Genomic DNA, 19,294 nt, shown 5'->3' with positions numbered 1-19,294 from the left:
GGGGCATGGCGAACCTCTCGGCAGTCGCTTCTGGGTGCCAGAGCATGGCCCCGCGGACAAGGCAATTCCCCGAGAGGGGGCGCCCCAACGAAGAGCGCCGCCCCAGGGTGACCGGGGCGGCGCTCTGCATGTGAGGGGCCCCCGCGGGGGCGCGTCAGGGCTCAGGCGGCTTCGGCATCCGAATCCGCGGCGGCACGGCGTTCGCTTTCCTCGCGCGACAGCGCGACCGAAGTGCGCACGCCCTTGGCGACGAATTCCATCAGCCCCTTCACGACGCGCTCGTTGGGGTCGATCCCGGCGCAGGACAGAACCTCACGGCCGTCGCGCGACCGGGCCCAGCGGGCAATCTGTTCGGGACCGTTGCCGTATTTCTTGTCATCAGCAATCGCATCGTCCAGTGCGGCCAGAACGACAGCCGCAAAGAGTTTGCGCGCGCGCTGCCCCTGTTCGTAGTTGAACGCGGAGCCATCAACGAAGTCGCGCATCTTTCCGTCCTTCTTATTGCTCTTGTTGTCGCTCTCGGGACACAGCGGCGAAATGATTTCGCGCTTGCAGCGATCGGGCGTGCAGCCGAATATGACCGTTCAGGCACGATTCGATATCCCCTCAAGGGCATTGCAGCCATGCGAATCTTGCATAGCTCACCCCTTGCACCACCGTATCTAGTCGTATTGCCCCCGAGCAGACTGCGATATATAGCGCCGGGGCCTCACCGATCAAGCCTTTTGCAGCCCATGACGCATGCCGCTGGGCGATGGCGGGGTTTCGGTCTCCGGGGGTCAACCGGAACGTGTGGGGATGAAATCACGATTGCGTGAGATCTGGCCCGTGCCACGCCGGGCACAGGCCTTTCCGGGCCCGACGGATTCAGCTCCCCCGCGGTCGGCCATAGCGCGGCCGGCAATGGCGTGATGTCTCACCGCCGGAGGTGCGGGGGGCGTCCCCCGCCGCGGCCCGCGGCCCCTCGATGGGGCCAAGGGGCGCTGCCGCCCGCGCTCAGCCCATCACGGCCGCAGCGGCCGCGATCAGCCCCGCGGCGATGAAATCCAGCTCGGCCCGCGACAGCCGCGCCGGCAGCCGCACGTCACAGGCCCGCATCAGCATGTCGCGCGTCTTGGGCAAATCAGGCGTCTCGCCCAGGAATTGCCAGTTCCAGAAGGCCCGCGCATTGTCCTGCGACAGCCCGAAGACCTGCACCGAGACCTCGCGCGCCTTGGCCTCCTCCTGAAAGCGGCGCGCGCCCTCGTCGGTCCAGGGCCCTTCCAGGATGAACTGGAGCGAATCCGGCGCGCGTTCCTCCTGCGGCAGGGCCGGCGGCACCCGCATCCAGGCCGAGCCATTCAGCTGCGCGGCCACATGGTCGTGATTGGCCCGCCCCGCCGCCACGCGCCGCCCGATCTCGGGCAGCTGCGCGCGCACGATCGCCGCCGACAGGTTCTGCATCCGCATGTTGTAGAGCGGCAGGCGGTTCTGCCAGTGCAGATAGGAATTCTGAAGACCCGGATGCTTCTTCCAGTTGTGCTCGTAGGCGCCCGACATGATGACCGCGCGCGCCGCGATCTCGGGGTCGTTGGTCACCAGCATCCCGCCTTCGCCGGCGTTGACCATCTTGTAGCTCTGGAACGAGAAACAGCCGATCCGCCCCAGCGTGCCGATCTTGCGCCCGCCCCAGGTCGTGCCCAGCGAATGCGCCGCATCTTCGATCACCGGCAGGCCGCGCGCGTCGCAGGCGGCCAGGATCGCATCCATGTCCGAGGTATGCCCGCGCATGTGGCTGATGATGACCGCCGCGGCCCCCTCGAGCTTGTCGGTGAAATCGGCAATATCGAGACGCAGCGACCGGTCCACCTCGGCCAGGACCGGCACGCAGCCGGCATGAACCACCGCCGAGGGCACGGCGGCAAAGGTGAAGGCCGGAATGACCACGCGCGCGCCCGCCGGCAGGTCCAGCGCCTTCAGCGCCAGGAACAGCGCCGACGAACACGACGACACCGCCAGCGCATAATCCATCCCCATCTCGGCGGCGAAATCGGCCTCAAGCAGCGACACCGGCGCATCGCGGGGCGCGGTGTAGCGGAACAGATCGCCCGAGCGCAGCAGCCGCTCGACCTCGGCCCAGGCGGCCTGGGGGATGGCTTCGGCATCATAGACATTGGGAGCAGGTGCGGCGGGGGCAGGCGCGGCGGGCGCAGGGGCCGCGGGTCCGGGGGACGCTGCGTCCAGGGGCTCGGCGTCAAGTGTCTCGGGGGCGGTGGGGCGCAGTCCGTCGGGGGCCATGATCGCCTTTTCCTTATCCTGAGGTGTTTCTTTTCCCTAGCGTCCCGCAAGGGTTAAGGGCCAGCAAAAGTTATATGACACTCCCCGGAAGATCGGCAAAAGGGGGGGCTGGGCGCGCCCTCAGATCCCCAGCCGGTCGCGCAGGGCAAACCAGCTCATCCCCGCGACCAGAAGCGGCCAGCGCAGCGCCGCGCCGCCGGGGAAGGCCGGGACCGGCAGGCTGGCCATCAGGTCGAAACGCTCCGAGGTGGTCGCCACGGCCTCGGCCATCAGCTTGCCGGCCAGACACGCGATCGCCACGCCATGCCCCGAAAACCCGCTGGCGGACAGCGCATTGGGCGCAGGGCGGGTGAAACAGGGCAGCCGGTTGCGGGTGATCGCCAGCGTGCCGCCCCAGGCATGGGTCACCTCGACATCATGCAGATGCGGATAGACCTCCAGCATCGCGCGGCGCACCTTGCCGCGGATATCGGCGGGAAAGCGGTAGCTGACATTCTCGCCGCCGCCAAAGACCAGACGGCCGTCCTCGGACAGTCGCCAGTAATTGACCACGAACTTGGTGTCATGCGCGGCGATGGGACGGGTCAGCACCTCGGCCACGCGCGGGCCCAGCGGCGCCGTCGCCAGAATGAAATTGTTGATCGGCATCACCCGCGCCGCGACCGCGGGTTCAAGCCCGTCAAGATAGCCGTTGGCCGCCAGGATCACGTGATCGGCCTCGACATGGCCCGCGGCGGTCTCGATGCGGCTGGTCTGGCCCGCGCGCGTGCCGTGGCGGATGGCGGTGACCTCGGACATCTCGTGCAGCGTGGCGCCCGCCGCTTCGGCCAGCCGCGCGATCCCCAGACACAGCGCCAGCGGGTCGGCATGGCCCGCGCCCTCGTCGATGTCGCCGCCCAGATAGCGCGGCGCGGGGATCAGCGCGTGCAGCCCGTCGCGGTCCAGCGGTGTGATCTGGTCGTAATCGTAATGGCGCGCCAGATGTTCGGCCATCTGATGGGCGTGGCGGACCTCGGCGGGGTGGCGCGCGCAATGGGCGATACCGCGGCGGGTGGGCACGCCCGCTTCGGCGGCCAGCGCGAAGGTCAGCGCCTTTGCGTCCTCGGCCAGATCCCACAGCGCGCGGGTGCGGGTGGCGCCGACCAGGGGCGCAAGCTCGGTCACCTCGAGGCGCTGCCCCGAGCCGATCTGCCCGCCGTTGCGCCCCGAGGCGCCAAAGCCCGCCCGATGCGCCTCGAGCACGACGACGCGCCGGCCCTGGCGCGCCAGATGCAGCGCCGCCGAAAGCCCGGTGTAGCCCGCGCCCACCACGCAGACATCGGCGCGCACGAGCCCCCGCAGCGCCGGGCGCGGTGCCGGCATGTCGGTCAGGGCGGCGGCATAGAGGCTGGGCGGATATTCCCCCCGCCGGTCGTTGGCATGAAGAAGCTGCATGATCGGCACCTGATCTCGTGCGGTCAGACGTTGAGCAGGAGGTGTTCGCGTTCCCACGGGCTGATGACCTGAAGGAACTCCTTGTATTCGTTGCGCTTCACGGCTTCGTAGACGGTGCAGAACTCCAGCCCCAGCACGTCGCGGACGGGGTCGCTCTCGGCCATGAGGTCCAGCGCATCGCCCAGCGTATAGGGCAGGTCGGTGTCGTTCATGTAGGCATCGCCCGTGCATTCGGGCTGCGGCATCTGCGCTTCCTTCAGCCCCAGATAGCCGCAGGCGAGGCTGGCCGCGAGGCCCAGATATGGGTTGCAATCCATCCCCGCCAGCCGGTTTTCAAGCCGCCGTCCCGCGGGGTCCGAGATCGGCACGCGCAGGCCCGTGGTGCGGTTGTCGCGGCCCCATTCCAGGTTGATCGGGGCGGCAAAGTCCGGGATGTAGCGGCGGTAGCTGTTCACATAGGGCGCCAGCAGCGCCACGACCGCGGGCAGGTGCTTCTGCATCCCGGCGATGAAATGCAGGAAGGCGGGGGTTTCGGTCCCGTCGGGCGCCGAGAAGATGTTGCCGCCCGAGGCGATGTCGACCACCGATTGATGGATATGCATGGCCGAGCCCGGCTCGCCCTCGATCGGCTTGGCCATGAAGGTGGCAAAGCAATCGTGGCGCAGCGCGGCTTCGCGGATCAGGCGCTTGAAGTAGAAGATCTGGTCGGCCAGCTCGATCGGGTCGCCATGGGCGAGGTTGATCTCGACCTGGCCGGCGCCGCCCTCCTGCAAGATGCCGTCGATCTCGAAGCCCTGGGCCTCGGCGAAATCGTAGATGTCGTCGATCACCTTGCCGTATTCGTCCACCGCCGAAAGCGAATAGGCCTGTTTGGCGGCGGCGCGGCGCCCCGAGCGGCCCAGCGGCGGCTGGATCGGGATGTTGGGGTCGGGGTTGCGCGCGACCAGGAAGAATTCCATTTCCGGGGCCACGATCGGGCGCCAGCCCTCGGCCTCGTAGAGGGCGACGACGCGCTTGAGCACGTTGCGCGGCGCGATCGGGATCGGCGTGCCCGAGGGGGTCTGCACGTCATGGATCACCTGAAGCGTGATGTCGGCGGTCCAGGGCGCGGCGGTCGCGGTGGAATAATCCGGGATCAGCGACATGTCGGGTTCGGTGAAGGCGCCCATCGGGTTGTCGGCCCAATCGCCCGTGATCGTCTGCAAGAAGATCGAATTGGGCAGGAAGAAGCTGTCCTGGCGGGCGAATTTCGAGGCTGGCATGGCCTTGCCGCGGGCGACACCGGCCAGGTCCGAGACGATGCATTCGACCTCGTCGATGCGGCGGCCGTCGATGTAGTCGCGCGCGGCCTGCGGAAGGCGGTCGGTCCAATGGGCCATGATCGGGGATCCTGTGGGTCAATCCTGAGGCAAGGGGGGCTGTTGCAGGGGGCCCGTGTCCGCGGGCGCGCGGCCCCCGAGGAAGACGCGGGCGATTTCGCCGGCAACGAAGGCGGCGTCGTTGGGCTGCCCCAGCGCGGCGCGGGCCTGGTCGATCAGGGGGGCGGGCACGACGCCGGGGGCGCGGGTTTCGAGCAGCCCCGCGACGAAGGCGTCCCGGAATTCGGGATGGGCCTGAACCGAGAAGCCGGCCGGATAGCGCAGCGCGGCATGGGCGCAGAAGGGATGGGTTGCCACCGTTTCGGCGCCGGGGGGCGGCGTGGTCACCTGGTCGCGGTGCCAGGCATTGAGCCGCACGGGCCGGCCGTCGAATTCATAGGTCTGGGCCCCGACGGCCCAGCCGCCGGAGAAACGCTCGACCCGGCCGCCCAGGGCCTGGGCCATGATCTGATGGCCGAAGCAGACGCCCACCATCGGCACGCCCGCGGCCATGGCGCGGCGGATGAAGGCCTCGAGCGGGGGGAGGAAGGCGTGATCCTCGTAGACGCCGTGGCGCGAGCCGGTGATGAGCCAGCCCTCGCAGGAATGGACGTCCTCGGGGAACTGGCCCGTCTCGACGCGATAGGTGCGGAACGTGAACCCCCAGGGTGCGAGGAGCTGCACGAACATGTCGGGGTAATCGCCCATGTCCGCCCGCAGGGTCTCGGGCGACTGGCCGGTTTGCAGAATGCCAATGAGCATGAAGGGCTCGTCTGTTTGAATGACACGAGTCTAAGCCCGCGGGCCGGGCAAGTGCAAGGCTTGTCGGTCCCCGCGGGGCCGGCGCGGCCGCGTGTGCCCGGTTTTCGGGCAGGGCCCATGCGGGTTGGGACGTGCGGGTTCGGGACGTGTGGGGGGGAGGGAGCCTGCGGCCGGGGCATCGAGCCCCGCCCGCAGGCCCTGCCGGGCGCGGGCGGGGGGGGGGTGGCCTTAGACGCGGTGGGCGCGCATGCGCGCGATCTGCCGGGCCAGCCGCGGCGCGGGAATGGTGCGCAAGATATCGCGGATCATGCCGAAATCGGCGCGCAGACCTTGCCAGAGCCCGTATTTGTCCTTTTTCCACGGGCTCTTGACCCCCGGCCAGGGCACCACGGCGATGCGCGCCCCCGCGGCCACGAGGCGGGCGTTCATGTCGACCTCGACCCCGAATCGGGTCAGCCGTTCCAGCGCCTCGGGGGGCGCGATCAGGGCGCGGCGGACCACGCGTTCGCCCGAGATATAGTCGAGCCCGATCGCCTGCCACAGCCGCGGGGCATTGGCGCGCAGCGAGATGGCGACCTGGGCGCGGCCGTCGCGGACCGGGGCGATCAGGGACTCGAGCGCTTCGGTGTCCAGCCCCTCGAGATCGGCATCGAGAAACATCACCACCGGCGCGTCGGTCGCGCGCAGCGCGGTGGCGAGTGCGGCGCTCTTGCCGCGGTTGGGCTGGCGGATCAGCCGCAGCTGGGGGTGACGGCCGGCGACTTCGGCCACCACCGCGGCGGTGTCATCGCGCGAGCCGTCGTCGACCACGATCACCTCGGTGATATCGGGATGGCTGACCGCGACGCGCAGCACCGCGCCGATACGCGCGCCCTCGTTATAGGCGGGGATGAGACAGGCAAGACCGGTCATGTGCGAAATCCCTTGCGGCGCAGCCAGAGCGACAGCACGGCCACGGCGATGAGCACCAGAAACCCGGTCGAGACGACGAACAGCCAGTCGTCGATGCGGGAATAGGCCTGGCCCAGCGTGTAGCCGACCCCGGCGAAGAACAGGCTCTTGGGCAGGGTGCCGAGGAAGTTGAACCACAGGAACGGCAGGAAGGGCATGCGCGCGGCCCCCGCCGCCAGCAGCACCAGCGCGCCCGCCGAATGGGTCAGCTTGCCCATAACCAGCGTGCGCCCGCCGCGTTCGCTGAAATGCGCGGTCAGCGTCTCGAGGCGCTGGGCATTGGCGCCGATGATGCGTTCGCGCCAGCGCCCGTGCAGAAGGCCGGGCCCGCCGCGCCCCAGCGCATAGAGCCCCGCATCCCCCACCAGATCGGCCAGCACGACGACGACGACCACGACCCACAGCTCGATATGCCCCAGCGCGGCCATATGCGCCGCGATCACCGTCACGATCGGGCCTTCGATCACCGCAAGCGGCGCCAGCACCGAGGCCCCGTGCGCCTGCACCAGCCCCGCCAGCGTTTCCAGTCCGATCATCTCACTCGGCCGCCACCGGATGCGCCGGGCGGGCGATGCGCGGGCCGTCCTCGGCCGCGTCCATCGCCGTTCCGCGCCATTCGAAGCCGCGCGCGGTCAGGCTCCAGGCCCAGAGCGCGGGGATCATCAGGTCGCGCAGCACCGCCGCGAGAAGCGCCTTCGGCCCCGCAGGCCAGCCCGCGCGCCGCGCCAGCGCCCCTTCGACGCCATACCAGAGCGCGGCCGCCAGAAGCGGCCAGATCCAGCCGATCGCCCCGCTTGCGGCCAGCGCGGCCAGCGTGGCCAGGGGCGGCAGCGCGCCGGTCAGGATCTCGGGATAGAAAAGCGCGGGAAAACCCGCCCGGCGCACCCGCGCCCAGCGCAATTGCCGCGTCCAGATCGCCTTGAGACTGCGCCGGCCCACAAGTTGCGCGAAGGGCGCGCGCGTCAGACGCACCGCCAGCCCCGCGCGGCGCACCATCTTCGTGGCGCCCACGTCTTCGGCCAGATCGCGCCCCAGAACCGCCAGCCCGCCCCAGGCCAGCAGCAGATCGCGGCGCCACATCAGCGTCTTGCCCTGCGCATAGCCCAGCCCCAGCTGATCGGCAGCCAACTGCCAGCTGCCCTGATAGCCGTTGAGAAAGGCGCATTCGACCAGCGCCCAGAACCCCTCGGGCGCCACCGCCGCGGGCGGCGAGGTGACAAGCCCCACCCCCGGAACCCGGTTCTCGGCGGCGTGCCATTCGGCCTCGAGCGTCTCGAGATAATCGGGCGGCAGCATCAGATTGGCATCGGCCATCACCACGAACCGGCCCCGCGCGGCCTGAAGCCCCTTTTCAAGGTTGTTCAGCTTGGGGTTGGCCGAGATATGGGTTTCGCCCACCATCAGCCGCGCCGGGGCGTCGGGATGGGCCGCGATCAGGCGGCGCAGCAGCCCCGCGGCGGGGTCGTTTTCATGGGCGACGCAGAAGATCACCTCGTGGTCGGGGTGGGTCAGCCCGAAGCTCGAACCCAGCGTGATCGGGTCCAGCGCGTCGATCCCGCAGGCCGGGCGCAGCAGCGTGATGCGCGGCCCCGCATCGGGCATGGGCGCCGCGGGCGGGACGTTGGTGCGCCGGGACGGCCGCAGCCGGTCCAGCGGCAGCCGGTGCGCCGGGCCGTCACCGTCCAGACGCCGGGCGACAAGCGCCGCGGCGGTCACATGGGTTGCGATCGACAGACCGGCAAAGCCGATCCCCGCGGCAGTCAGCAGGCCAGGTGCCATCATGCCCCCTCAGCCCATTGCCGGGGCTTCGGCCCCCGGCATCGTGCCGCCCAGATCCGGCCGGCGGGCGGGCAGGGGCGCGGGCGCCTCGATCAGGCGCAGCGTGCCCGAGAAATCTTCGCCCAGCGCAGTGAAGCTGTCCATCCAGTCGCCGCAATTGCCATAGGTCAGCCCGTCGCGCTCGTGCAGGGCGGCCTTGTGGAAATGCCCGCAGATCACGCCATCCAGCCCCGCATCCCGCGCCGCGGCGGTCAGGCGGCGTTCGAAATCATTGCCGAAATGCATCGCCGAATTGCCCCAGTCGATCAGCGCCTCGATCACCCGCCCCTCGGACAGGCCCAGCGTGCGGCGCAGCGCATTCAGCCCCGCATCCATCGCCCGCAGCGCGGTATCGACGCGCGTGCCCAGCCGGTTCAGCCAGCGCGCGCGCAGATAGGAGGCGTCGTATTGATCGCCATGCAGCACCAGATAGCGGTGCCCATCGGCGGCTTCGTGGACCACGCGGTCAACCACCTCGAGGCAGCCGAAATAGGTGCCGAAATGGCGGCGGAACACCTCGTCGTGGTTGCCCGGCAGATAGACCAGCCGGACCCCTTCGCGGGCGCGGCCCAGGATCTCCTGCACCACGCGGTCATGTTCGTCGGACCAGTGATGGAAGATCGGATGCCAATTGTCGAAGATATCGCCCACCAGATAGATCGTCTGCGCTTCGTGGCGGGCCAGGAAGTCGAGAATGCGGTCCACCTGGCACCCGCGCGAGCCCAGATGCAGGTCCGAGATGAACAGCGCGCGCAGCTTGCGCCGCGGCGTCTCGGGATGCGCCTGAGGGCGGGGGCGCGCGTCGACGGGCAGCGGCCAGGGGAAGGTGGGCAGGGTGGTCATTGCGGGATCTCCCGAACAAAACTTCCCTGTTTCTGGTATGTGGCGGGGCCATCATCACCAGATCTAGGGGTAAAGGTGCGTATGCCGTTCCTCGGGGCTGTCTTGCCAAAGCTGCGCGAAAGTTGTGTGACGTTCCCGCAGATGCGACGAATTTTCCCCATTTCCGTGGCTGCGGGGCCGAAATCCGGGGGCATGCGGGGGCGCGCGTCCGGGCGCGGGCGGCCAGAATCAGCGTGCCATCACCGCCCCCGAACGACGAACGGCCGCCCCGACAGGGGGCGGCCGCTTGCGGTTGCGAAAGGGCGGGCGCTCAGGCGGCGTAGAAGCTTTCCGATTGCGCGGCCTTCTCGGCCAGAAGCGCGGGCGGGGCAAAGCGCGGCCCGTGGCGCGCGGCCAGCGCCGCGCAGCGCGCCAGCGCCGCCTTGGCGCCGATCCGGTCCACCCAGGAGAAGGGGCCGCCCGACCAGGGCGCGAAGCCCCAGCCCAGGATCGCGGCCACATCGCCTTCGCGGATGTCGCGCAGCACGCCCTGTTCCAGCGCCCGCAAGGCCTCGAGCACCTGAATATACAGCAGCCGGTCCATCACCTCGTGCACGTCAGGCTGTTCGGGCGCGCGCGGCCAGTCGTCGGACACGCCTTCCCACAGGCCGGTGCGCTTGCCGTCGGTGTACTCATAGAACCCCGCGCCGGCCTTGCGGCCCAGACGCCCGGCCTCGGCCATGGGGAAGATCACCGCATCGACCGCATCGTCGGGATAAGCCGCGCCCAAGGCGGCGCGGGTGGCGCGCGCGATCTTCACGCCCAGCTCCAGCGAGGTCTCGTCGACCAGTTGCAGCGGCCCGACCGGCATCCCCAGCATGCGCGCGGCATTCTCGATCAGCGCCGGGGCCACGCCCTCGCCGATCATGCGGATGCCCTCGTTGATATAGGGGATGATGCAGCGGTTGGCGTAGAAGAAGCGCGCATCCTCGACCACGATCGGGGTCTTGCGGATGCGGCGCACGAAATCGAGCGCCATCGCCACGGCGGCGTCGCCCGTCTCGCGGCCCTTGATGATCTCGACCAGCAGCATCTTGTCCACCGGGCTGAAGAAGTGGATGCCGATGAAGCGTTCGGGGCGCGCCGAGGCCCGCGCCAGATCCGAGATCGGCAGGGTCGAGGTATTGGTGGCGAAGATCGCGTCGGGGGCCAGCACGGCCTCGGCGCGGGCGGTGACATCGGCCTTGACGGCGGGGTCTTCGAAGACCGCCTCGACCACCAGCTCGGCCCCCGCAAGGGCCGCGTAATCGGCGGTGGCGGTGATGCGCGCCAGGATCGCGTCGCGCTTCTCGGGCGTCATCTTCCCGCGCGAGACCGACTTGTCAAAGGCCTTGGCGATACCGGCCTTGCCGCGTTCGGCGGCTTCCGCGGTCGCGTCGATCAGCACCACGTCCAGGCCCGCCTGCGCGGCCACCTGCGCGATGCCCGCGCCCATCATGCCCGCGCCCAGCACGCCGAGCCGCGTCAGCGTCGAGGGGGGCACGTCGGGCCGGCGCGCGCCCTTCTCGAGCGCCTCCTTGTTGATGAAGAGCGTGCGGATCATCGCCGCCGAGGAGGGCTCCATCAGCACCGACACGAAGGCCCGCGCCTCGATGCGCAGAGCGGTGTCAAAGGGCACCAGCGCGCCTTCGTAGACCGCGCCCAGCAGCGCCTTGGCCGCCGGATAGACGCCCGCGGTCTTGCCCGACACCATCGCCGAGGCGCCGACGAAGGTCATGAAGCCGCCGGGGGTATAGGGCGCGCCGCCGGGCAGCTTCCAGCCCTTGCGGTCCCAGGGCTTGACGATATCGGGGTTCGAAAGCACCCATTCGGCGGCCGCGGCCACCGGGTCGTCGGCCAGCTCGTCGATCAGCTGCGCGGACACCGCCGATTTCGGATCGAGAAGCTTGCCCTCCAGCAGGAAGGGCGCGGCCTGAAGCGGCCCCAGCTTGCGCGACAGCCGCGTGGTGCCGCCGGCGCCGGGGAAGATGCCCACCTTGATCTCGGGCAGGCCGATCTTGGCCTTGGGGTTCGGGGCCGCGAAGATCCGGTGGCAGGCCAGCGGCAGCTCATAGCCGATCCCCAGCGCGGTGCCGGGCAGGGCGGCGGCGATGGGCTTGCCGCCGGTCAGGCTCTTGGGGTCGATGCCGGCGCGCTCGATCTTGCGCAGCACGCCATGCATCTTCATGATCCCCTCGAAGAGCCCGCGCGCCGGGTCGTCGCCGGCATCGGCCTTCATCCGGGCGATGACGTTCAGGTCCATGCCGCCGGCGAAATCGGGCTTGCCCGAGGTGATGACGATGCCCTTGACGGCCGGATCGGCCAGGCAGGCGTCGACATGCGCGTCCAGCTCGGCCAGACCGGTCAGAGACAGCACGTTCATGGATTTGCCCGGCACGTCCCAGGTGATCGTGGCCACGCCGCGGGCGTCGGTGGTGCAGGTGAACTCAGCCATTTTCCTCTCCCTCGGCCGCGCGGGGGCGGCGGCCGTCCTTGTGCGTGAATGCGGCCCCTCGGGCCGTGGTCCCGGCCTGCGGGCCGGAACCGGAATGGATGATGAAGGCCGTCCGGGCCGGCAGGGGGGCGCCGGGGGCCGGAAGGCGGCGGGCGGGGCGGGCCGTCACACCCGTTCGAGGACGACGGCCGCCCCCATCCCCGAGGCGACGCACAGCGTGACCAGCGCGGTTTCCTTGCCGGTGCGTTCCAGCTCGTCGAGCGCGGTGCCGATCAGCATGGCGCCGGTTGCGCCCAGCGGGTGGCCCAGCGCGATGGCGCCGCCGCAGGGGTTGACGCGCGCGGGGTCCACGTCGAAGGCCTGGATGAAGCGCAGCACCACCGAGGCGAAGGCCTCGTTGACCTCGAAATGGTCGATGTCGCCGATCTGCATGCCGGCGGCGGCCAGGACGCGCTCGGTCGCGGGGACGGGGCCGGTCAGCATGACGGTGGGTTCGGTGCCCACCCGCGCCATCGCCCGGATGCGCGCGCGCGGCTTCAGCCCCCGGGCGGAGCCGAACCCTTCCGAGCCGACAAGGACCGCGGCCGCGCCATCGACGATGCCCGAGGAATTGCCGGCGTGGTGGATGTGTTCGATCCGCTCGAGCTGCGGATAGCGCAGCAGCGCCACCTTGTCGAAGCCGGGCATCTGCTCGCCCATGTCCTTGAAGCTGGGGCGCAGCGCGGCCAGCGTCTCGGTGGTGGTCTCGGGGCGGGGGTGTTCGTCGCGCGCGCAGATCACCAGCCCGTTCTGGTCGCGGATCGGCACGATCGAGCGGGCAAAGCGGCCCTCGGCGATGGCCTGCGCGGCGCGGCGCTGGCTTTCGACGGCCAGCGCGTCGGCGTCTTCGCGGGTGATGCCGTAGAGCGTGGCGATCAGGTCGGCCGAGATGCCCTGCGGCACGAAATGGCGCTTCATCGCCAGCATCGGATCGACCGCGATCGCCGCCCCGTCCGAGCCCATCGCCACGCGCGACATCATCTCGACGCCGCCGGCGATATAGCCTTCGCCCAGGCCGCCCTGCACCTGCGCCGAGGCCAGCATCACCGCCTCGAGGCCCGAGGCGCAGAAGCGGTTGATCGACAGGCCGGGGATGCGTTCGTCAAGCCCCGAGGCCAGCACCGCCGACCGCGCCAGGCACCCGCCCTGTTCGGCCACCTGCGTGGCATTGCCCCAGATCACGTCCTCGATCACCGGGCCGGACAGGCCGTTGCGGTCGGCCAGCGCATCGAGAATGCGCGCCGAGATCGCCAGCGACGTCACCTCGTGCAGGCCGCCGTCGGGCCGGCCCTTGGCGCGCGGGCTGCGGATCGCGTCATAGATGAAGGCTTGGGTCATCATGTCCCCCCTGAAGGTGTCTTTCCGACCGCGCCTTGGGGGCGGTCAGCGTTTGCGGTCCTCGAGCTCGGCCCGGAACAGACGCAGCCTGTGGGTCAGGTTGTCGCTGTCCGTGACCGAGCCGAAATGCTCGAACAGGAAGCTCAAGGCCTCGTCCACGCTCAGACCGGCCTCGGCGGCAAAGGCATGAAGCCGCCGATAGGCATCATTGGTCAGAGCCACCGGGAAGCGGCGGGTCAGGCGCAGGCGCTTGGGCATTCGTCTCTCCGTCTCGGGTCGTTGTCGGCCCGAAGGTTAGAACGCCTCGGGCGGCAGCGCCATGACGGTCTGCCCGGCGGTGCGGATGCGCGCCAGATGGACGGCGGTCATCGGCATGTGACGGGTGGCCCAGTGCCGCGCGGTCACGATCTTGGCGTTCAGGAAGGCGGCGTCGCCCGTCCCCGCGGCCAGCTGCGCCTGCGCCACCAGCGCCATGCGCGCCCACATGTAGCCCAGACAGACATGGCCGAAGAGATGCAGGAAATCCGTGGCCCCCGACAGCACGCCCTCGGGGTCTTTCTGCGCGCCCTCGAGGAAGGCCATCGCCGCGGTCTGGAGATCCTTCGAGCCGGCCTTGAGCGCGCCCAGGACATCGGCCAGATCGGCATTGTCGGCATTCTCCTTGAGGAAGGTCTTGATCTCCTCGAAGAAGGCCATGATCGCGCGGCCCGAGCCCGCGCCCAGCTTGCGCCCCACCAGGTCGAGCGCCTGCACGCCGTTGGCGCCCTCGTAGATCATGGCGATGCGGGCGTCGCGGACGAATTGCGACATCCCGTTTTCCTCGATGTAGCCATGCCCGCCCCAGACCTGCTGGGCGGCCACGGCCGCGTCGAAGCCGCGGTCGGTCAGGAAGCCCTTGATGACCGGGGTCAGCAGGCCGATCATCTCGTCGGCGGCGGTCTCCTCGCCGCTGCGGGCGCGGTCGATCATCGTCGCGCCCCACAGCGTCAGCGCCCGCGCCCCTTCGGTGAAGGCGCGCAGATCCATCAGCGTGCGGCGGATGTCGGGATGCACGATCAGCGGATCGGCCGGCCCGTCGGGATTGGCCGGCGTGCCCACCGCGCGGCCCTGAAGGCGCTCGTGGGCATAGAGAACGGCGTTCTGCGCGGCCACTTCGGCCACGGCATAGCCCTGAAGGCCCACGCCCAGTCGCGCGTCGTTCATCATGGTGAACATGGCGCGCATGCCCTTGTGCAGATCGCCCAGCAGGAAGCCCGTGGCGCCGTCGTAATCCATCACGCAGGTGGCCGAGCCGTGGATGCCCATCTTGTGCTCGAGCTTGCCCACCGACACGGCATTGCGCGCGCCAGGGTTTCCGTCCGCATCGGGCAGGAACTTGGGCACGATGAACAGCGACACGCCGCGCGTGCCCGCGCCGCCGCCCGGCGCGCGCGCCAGCACCAGGTGGATGATGTTCTCGGCCAGGTCGTGATCGCCCGCCGAGATGAAGATCTTCTGCCCGGTGATGCGATAGCTGCCGTCGTCCTGCGGTTCGGCGCGGGTGCGCATCATGCCCAGATCCGTGCCGCAATGGGGCTCGGTCAGGTTCATGGTGCCGGTCCATTCGCACGAGGTCAGCCGCGGCAGATAGAGCGCCTTCTGTTCGGGCGTGCCATGCGCGGCAATGGCCGAATAGGCGCCATGCGTCAGCCCCTGATACATGTTGAAGGCCATGTTCGACGACACGAGCATCTCGCCCACCGCCGAGAACAGCGCATAGGGCATGCCCTGGCCGCCCCATTCGGGGTCGCAGTCCAGCGCGGTCCAGCCGCCCTCGCGCACCGTCTCGAAGGCCGCGCGGAAGCCTGCGGGCGTGCGCACCTGGCCGTCTTCCAGCCGGCAGCCTTCGGTGTCGCCGGCACGGTTGAGCGGGGCCAGCACCTCCTCGCAGAGCTTGCCGGCCGCTTCCATCACCGCCTGCGCGGTCTCGCGGTCGATCCCGGCCGCTTCGGCGGCGGGCTCGGCATCGGCATGCAGCACGTCGTGCAGCACGAAATCCAGGTCGCGCAGCGGCGCCTTGTAGGACGGCATGGGTCTTCCTCCCTCGTTTGGCCGAAACGCGGAAAGGGCCCTCCTGCCCTGATGCCGCGCGCCTCAGCCGGTCTTGCTTCGGGTGCGGGCCACCTGGGCCTCGCCCCACTCGATCTCTGCGATCAACTCGTGGATCAGCTGGGCCAGCATGTCGCGCTGGGCCTGCATCTCCGCCAGCCGTTCGCGGGCCTTCTCGATGGTGCGGGGCAGCTGCGTCGGGCGCAGGGTCTCGCTGTCGTGAAGGTCGAGAAGCTGGCGGATATCCTCGAGACTGAAACCGAAATGCCGCCCCCGGAGGATCAGCTTCAGACGGGCCCGGTCGCGGCGCGTGTAAAGCCGTCTCTGCCCCAGACGGATCGGGGCCAGCAATTCCTTGGCCTCGTAGAAGCGAAGCGTGCGCGGGGTCACCTCGAAGGCGTCGCACATTTCGCGGATGGTCATCACCTCGTCGTTGATCATCATGTGTCCTCGGGAGAAGCCGTGTCCTTGGGTTGTCCGAAGCTAACGCAGGGACGCGGCCTTTCCGTCGCATGATCTGAACATAGGGGTAAAGTTGACGCATGTGTCACTGTAACGTGGCGTCACGGATCCGGTGACGTCATGTCAGGGAAAAACGCCGTCGCCGGGGCGCGCCGGAAGCGGGCGGAAGGGGGGGCGGTCGCCCCATGCCCGGCGCGCACTCGGCGCCAGGTTTTCGTCGCCAACACGCATCCGCCCGGAGACTCATGATCCCCGGTCGCATGTTGTCCGCCGGGCCGGCGCGCGGTCAGTCCGCGTCCACCTCCGCGCGTGCCAGGATCTCGGTGGTCTCGTCGCGCAGGCTCTTGAGATCGGCAATGGCGCTGTCCAGCTCGTCGCGCTGCCGGGCCAGTTCGGCCAGTTGCCGGTCGGCCATCTCGATCCAGACCTGATACTGCTCGCGCGTGCCCTTCTTGTCATAGAGTTCAAGCCATTGGCGGATCTCTTCCAGGCTGAAGCCGAACCGCCGTCCGCGCAGGATCAGCTTCATCCGCGCGATCTCGCGCGGGCCATAGAAGCGCGCGCGGCCCTCCTTCTCGGGGCGGAGAAGTTCGATATATTCGTAATAGCGCAGCGTCCGGGGCGTGACCTCGAAACGGGCGCACATCTCCTTGAAATTGAGCCGATCGGCCATGTGGCGTCCTCCCGGCGGCAAGGCTAGCGCGGGCGGCGGGCCATCTCAAGGCGGAGTGCGCATGGCGGTTGGGGGAGGGCGGCAAACGCTCTTGCCGGAGGACGCCCGAGGGCGGATAGTCGGGGCCCCCGGCGGATACAAAGCCCGATGGCTTGAAGCCCCGACGGTTTGAAGCATGGAGGATCGGCCGCCGAGATGCTATCCGAGGCCCGGAGGCCGTCCCGAGGCCGTCCCGCGGCGACCGCCCGAGAACAAGAAGAGGCACGGATGAGCGAACCCACCGGTTCCGGTTCTGACATGGCTGCACGGCTCACGCCCGAGGCCCGGCTCGAGATGGCGCGGGCCTTCATCTCCGCGATCCCGCATGCGCAGGCGCTGGGCATGCAGCTGGGCACGATGGCCGCGGGCCGCGCCGAGATTTCCATGCCCTGGGACGAGCGTCTGGTCGGCGACCCCCACACCGGGGTGATCCATGGCGGCGCGGTCTCGGCGCTGATGGACACCTGCTGCGGGGCGGCGGTGATCTGCCATCCGGCGACGCCGGGGGGGACGGCCACGCTGGATCTGCGCATCGACTACATGCGCCCCGCCGTGCCCGGCCAGCGCATCCGCGCGCGGGCCGAATGCTATCATGTCACGCGCACGGTCGCCTTCGTGCGGGCCTGGGCGCATGACGATGACGACGACCGCCCCGTGGCCGCCGCGACCGGGGCCTTCACCCTCGAGACCCTGCCCGCCAATCTGGAGATCCCGGCATGACCCGTCCCAAGCCCGAGCCCGTTCAGGTGGTCAAGGCCCGGCGAGACGGGGCGTTGCGCGCGCTGGTCGCCGGGGTGCCCTATATCGGCTTTCTGGGCATCGAATTCGAACGCCGCGGCGACGAGCTGACCGCGGTGCTGCCCTATGACGCCAAGCTGATCGGCAATCCGATGCTGCCGGCGCTGCATGGCGGGGTGACGGCGGCGTTTCTCGAGGTGACGGCGATTGTCGAACTGGCCTGGGCCTCGCTCTGGGAGGATCTCGAGAAGGGGCGTCTGACGCCCGATGCGCTGGCGGCGGGGCATCTGCCGCGGCTGCCCAAGACGATTGACTTCACCGTGGATTACCTGCGTTCGGGGTTGCCGCGCGATGCCTATGCGCGGGCGCGGATCAACCGCTCGGGGCGGCGCTATGCCAGTGTGCATGTCGAAGCCTGGCAGGACAATCGCGCGCGTCTCTTCGCGCAGGCGACGGGGCATTTCCTGATGCCGGGCCCTGACGTTTCGGGCCCCGAAACGGTTCCCGAACCGGGCGGGAAATGACGGAACCAGCCGGGGCGGCTGCGGCGCGGGGGCACGACCTGCGCGGGCCGGGGCATGGGCGGATCCTGGGCATTGCGCTGCCCATCGTGGCCTCGAACGCCACCGTGCCGATCCTGGGCGCGGTGGATACGGCCGTCGTGGGCCAGATGGGGGCGGCGGCGCCCATCGGGGCGGTGGGGCTCGGCGCGGTGATCCTGGCGACGCTCTATTGGGTGTTCGGCTTCCTGCGCATGGGCACGACCGGGCTTGTGGCGCAGGCGCGCGGCGCGGGCGATGCGGCCGAACTGGGCGCGGGTCTGGCGCGCGCGCTCCTGATCGCGGCGGCGGCGGGGCTGTGCCTGATTGCGGCACGGGGGGCGCTTTTCGATGCGGCCTTCGCGCTGGCGCCCGCCTCGGCCGAGGTCGAGACGCTGGCGCGCGCCTATCTGGGGCTGCGCATCTGGGGGGCGCCGGCGACGATTGCGCTTTATGCGCTGACGGGCTGGCTGATCGCGCTCGAGCGGACGCGGGCGGTGCTGGTGTTGCAGCTGGCGATGAACGGCGCGAATGCGGGGCTGGACCTGCTGTTCGTGCTGGGCCTCGGCTGGGGGGTGACGGGTGTGGCCGCGGCGACCCTGATCGCCGAGATCGGGGGGCTGGCGCTGGCGCTGTGGCTGGCGCGCGATGCCTTTGCCGCGCCCGGATGGGCGGCGGGGGGGCGGCTATTCGCGCGGGCGGCCTGGGGGCGGCTCTTGCGGGTCAATGTCGATATCATGATCCGCTCGGTGCTGTTGCAGCTGTCGTTCACGACCTTCCTGTTTCTGGGGGCGGGGCAGGGGGATCTGCGGCTTGCGGCCAATCAGGTGCTGCTCCAGTTTCTCGAGATCACGGCCTATGCGCTGGACGGGTTCGCCTTTGCCGCCGAGGCGCTGGTGGGCGCGGGCGTGGGCGCGCGCGACCGCGGTTTCGTGGTGCGTGCGGGTCTGCGCGCGGGGCTCTGGGGGCTGGGCGGGGCGGCGGTGCTGGCGCTGGCCTTCGGGCTGGGGGGTGGGGCGTTGATCGACGTGATGACGCCCGCGCCCGAGATCCGGGCCGAGGCGCGGGATTATCTGCCCTGGCTGGTGGCCGCGCCCCTGATCGGGATCGGGGCGTGGATGCTCGATGGCGTCTTCATCGGCGCCACTTGGTCGCGCGAGATGCGCCAGGCGATGCTGCAATCGGTGCTGATCTATGTGGCGGCGCTGGCGGTGCTGGTGCCGGTCTTCGGCAATCATGGCCTTTGGGCGGCGCTGATGGTGCTGAACGGGGCGCGCACGGTCGTGATGGCGCGCGCGGGGGCCCGTCTTTTGCCCACGATCGGGCCGGGCGCGCCTTTCAGGCCCCCATCGAGGGGGCCCTGAAAGGCCGGAAAAGGGGGGGCTCGATGCCCCCCCTTTTCCGATCCCCGTTCGAAGCGGCGCCCCCTTCGGCTCCCTTGCGAGCAGGCATTGAAAAGCCC

The 19,294-nt window shown here is 69.8% G+C and carries 18 protein-coding genes; 3 read left to right on the top strand and 15 right to left on the bottom strand.

All coding sequences use genetic code 11. The features are described from left to right. Positions 1–161: 161 nt before the first annotated feature. The 15 genes from BW949_RS02340 to BW949_RS02270 all read right to left on the bottom strand — a co-directional run bounded on the left by BW949_RS02340 (position 162) and on the right by BW949_RS02270 (position 16,516). Positions 162–485 carry a DUF6280 family protein gene (locus BW949_RS02340; protein ID WP_076363288.1) on the bottom strand — a complete coding sequence of 108 codons (324 nt, stop codon included), beginning with the start codon at positions 483–485 and terminating at the stop codon, positions 162–164. Positions 486–996: 511 nt separating this feature from the next. Further along, positions 997–2,277 carry a DegT/DnrJ/EryC1/StrS family aminotransferase gene (locus BW949_RS02335; protein ID WP_083947535.1) on the bottom strand — a complete coding sequence of 427 codons (1,281 nt, stop codon included), beginning with the start codon at positions 2,275–2,277 and terminating at the stop codon, positions 997–999. 120 nt (positions 2,278–2,397) lie between these two features. Then, complete coding sequence (locus BW949_RS02330; RefSeq protein ID WP_076363702.1) at positions 2,398–3,711, bottom strand: NAD(P)/FAD-dependent oxidoreductase; 1,314 nt, start codon at positions 3,709–3,711, stop codon at positions 2,398–2,400. 23 nt (positions 3,712–3,734) lie between these two features. Continuing rightward, entirely contained in the window at positions 3,735–5,090 is a 1,356-nt protein-coding gene (locus BW949_RS02325; protein WP_076363287.1) for a glutamine synthetase family protein, read from the bottom strand. 18 nt (positions 5,091–5,108) lie between these two features. Further along, on the bottom strand, positions 5,109–5,831 hold the full coding sequence (locus tag BW949_RS02320; RefSeq protein WP_076363286.1) for a type 1 glutamine amidotransferase: 723 nt from the start codon (positions 5,829–5,831) through the stop codon (positions 5,109–5,111). Positions 5,832–6,059: 228 nt separating this feature from the next. Continuing rightward, positions 6,060–6,743 carry a glycosyltransferase family 2 protein gene (locus BW949_RS02315; protein WP_076363285.1) on the bottom strand — a complete coding sequence of 228 codons (684 nt, stop codon included), beginning with the start codon at positions 6,741–6,743 and terminating at the stop codon, positions 6,060–6,062. Continuing rightward, on the bottom strand, positions 6,740–7,318 hold the full coding sequence (locus BW949_RS02310; RefSeq protein WP_076363284.1) for a DedA family protein: 579 nt from the start codon (positions 7,316–7,318) through the stop codon (positions 6,740–6,742). Before BW949_RS02310 ends, BW949_RS02315 begins: the two co-directional genes overlap by 4 nt. A gap of 1 nt (position 7,319) precedes the next feature. After that, positions 7,320–8,564, bottom strand: coding sequence for a glycosyltransferase (locus tag BW949_RS02305; RefSeq protein WP_235816179.1), 1,245 nt, complete (start codon positions 8,562–8,564; stop codon positions 7,320–7,322). A gap of 6 nt (positions 8,565–8,570) precedes the next feature. Then, positions 8,571–9,443 carry a UDP-2,3-diacylglucosamine diphosphatase gene (locus BW949_RS02300; protein WP_083947534.1) on the bottom strand — a complete coding sequence of 291 codons (873 nt, stop codon included), beginning with the start codon at positions 9,441–9,443 and terminating at the stop codon, positions 8,571–8,573. Positions 9,444–9,753: 310 nt separating this feature from the next. Next, complete coding sequence (locus BW949_RS02295; protein WP_076363283.1) at positions 9,754–11,916, bottom strand: 3-hydroxyacyl-CoA dehydrogenase NAD-binding domain-containing protein; 2,163 nt, start codon at positions 11,914–11,916, stop codon at positions 9,754–9,756. A gap of 165 nt (positions 11,917–12,081) precedes the next feature. Beyond that, positions 12,082–13,293, bottom strand: coding sequence for an acetyl-CoA C-acetyltransferase (locus BW949_RS02290; RefSeq protein ID WP_076363699.1), 1,212 nt, complete (start codon positions 13,291–13,293; stop codon positions 12,082–12,084). 45 nt (positions 13,294–13,338) lie between these two features. Next, positions 13,339–13,551, bottom strand: coding sequence for a hypothetical protein (locus BW949_RS02285; protein ID WP_076363282.1), 213 nt, complete (start codon positions 13,549–13,551; stop codon positions 13,339–13,341). A 36-nt stretch (positions 13,552–13,587) separates the two neighbouring features. Then, on the bottom strand, positions 13,588–15,363 hold the full coding sequence (locus BW949_RS02280; protein WP_076363281.1) for an acyl-CoA dehydrogenase C-terminal domain-containing protein: 1,776 nt from the start codon (positions 15,361–15,363) through the stop codon (positions 13,588–13,590). Positions 15,364–15,426: 63 nt separating this feature from the next. Then, positions 15,427–15,819 carry a MerR family transcriptional regulator gene (locus BW949_RS02275; protein ID WP_097176970.1) on the bottom strand — a complete coding sequence of 131 codons (393 nt, stop codon included), beginning with the start codon at positions 15,817–15,819 and terminating at the stop codon, positions 15,427–15,429. Between the two features lie 310 nt (positions 15,820–16,129). Continuing rightward, positions 16,130–16,516 carry a MerR family transcriptional regulator gene (locus BW949_RS02270; RefSeq protein ID WP_076363280.1) on the bottom strand — a complete coding sequence of 129 codons (387 nt, stop codon included), beginning with the start codon at positions 16,514–16,516 and terminating at the stop codon, positions 16,130–16,132. A 297-nt stretch (positions 16,517–16,813) separates the two neighbouring features. Between BW949_RS02270 and BW949_RS02265 the strand changes: the two genes are divergently transcribed. Genes BW949_RS02265 through BW949_RS02255 form a run of 3 tightly spaced genes read left to right on the top strand, consistent with a single transcriptional unit; the run spans position 16,814 to position 19,196 of the window. Continuing rightward, complete coding sequence (locus BW949_RS02265; protein WP_076363697.1) at positions 16,814–17,275, top strand: PaaI family thioesterase; 462 nt, start codon at positions 16,814–16,816, stop codon at positions 17,273–17,275. Next, a complete protein-coding gene (locus BW949_RS02260; protein ID WP_076363279.1) occupies positions 17,272–17,817 on the top strand; it encodes a PaaI family thioesterase in 546 nt (181 codons plus the stop codon). The genes BW949_RS02265 and BW949_RS02260 overlap by 4 nt, the downstream gene beginning before the upstream one ends. Further along, positions 17,814–19,196, top strand: coding sequence for an MATE family efflux transporter (locus BW949_RS02255; RefSeq protein WP_076363278.1), 1,383 nt, complete (start codon positions 17,814–17,816; stop codon positions 19,194–19,196). The genes BW949_RS02260 and BW949_RS02255 overlap by 4 nt, the downstream gene beginning before the upstream one ends. Positions 19,197–19,294 lie beyond the last annotated feature (98 nt).

It is taken from the genome of Phaeovulum vinaykumarii (genome assembly GCF_900156695.1).
Classification (GTDB): Bacteria; Pseudomonadota; Alphaproteobacteria; order Rhodobacterales; family Rhodobacteraceae; genus Bieblia_A; species Bieblia_A vinaykumarii.
The sequence above is the reverse complement of the archived record's forward strand: the minus strand, read 5'-3'. Positions and strand labels throughout refer to the sequence as shown.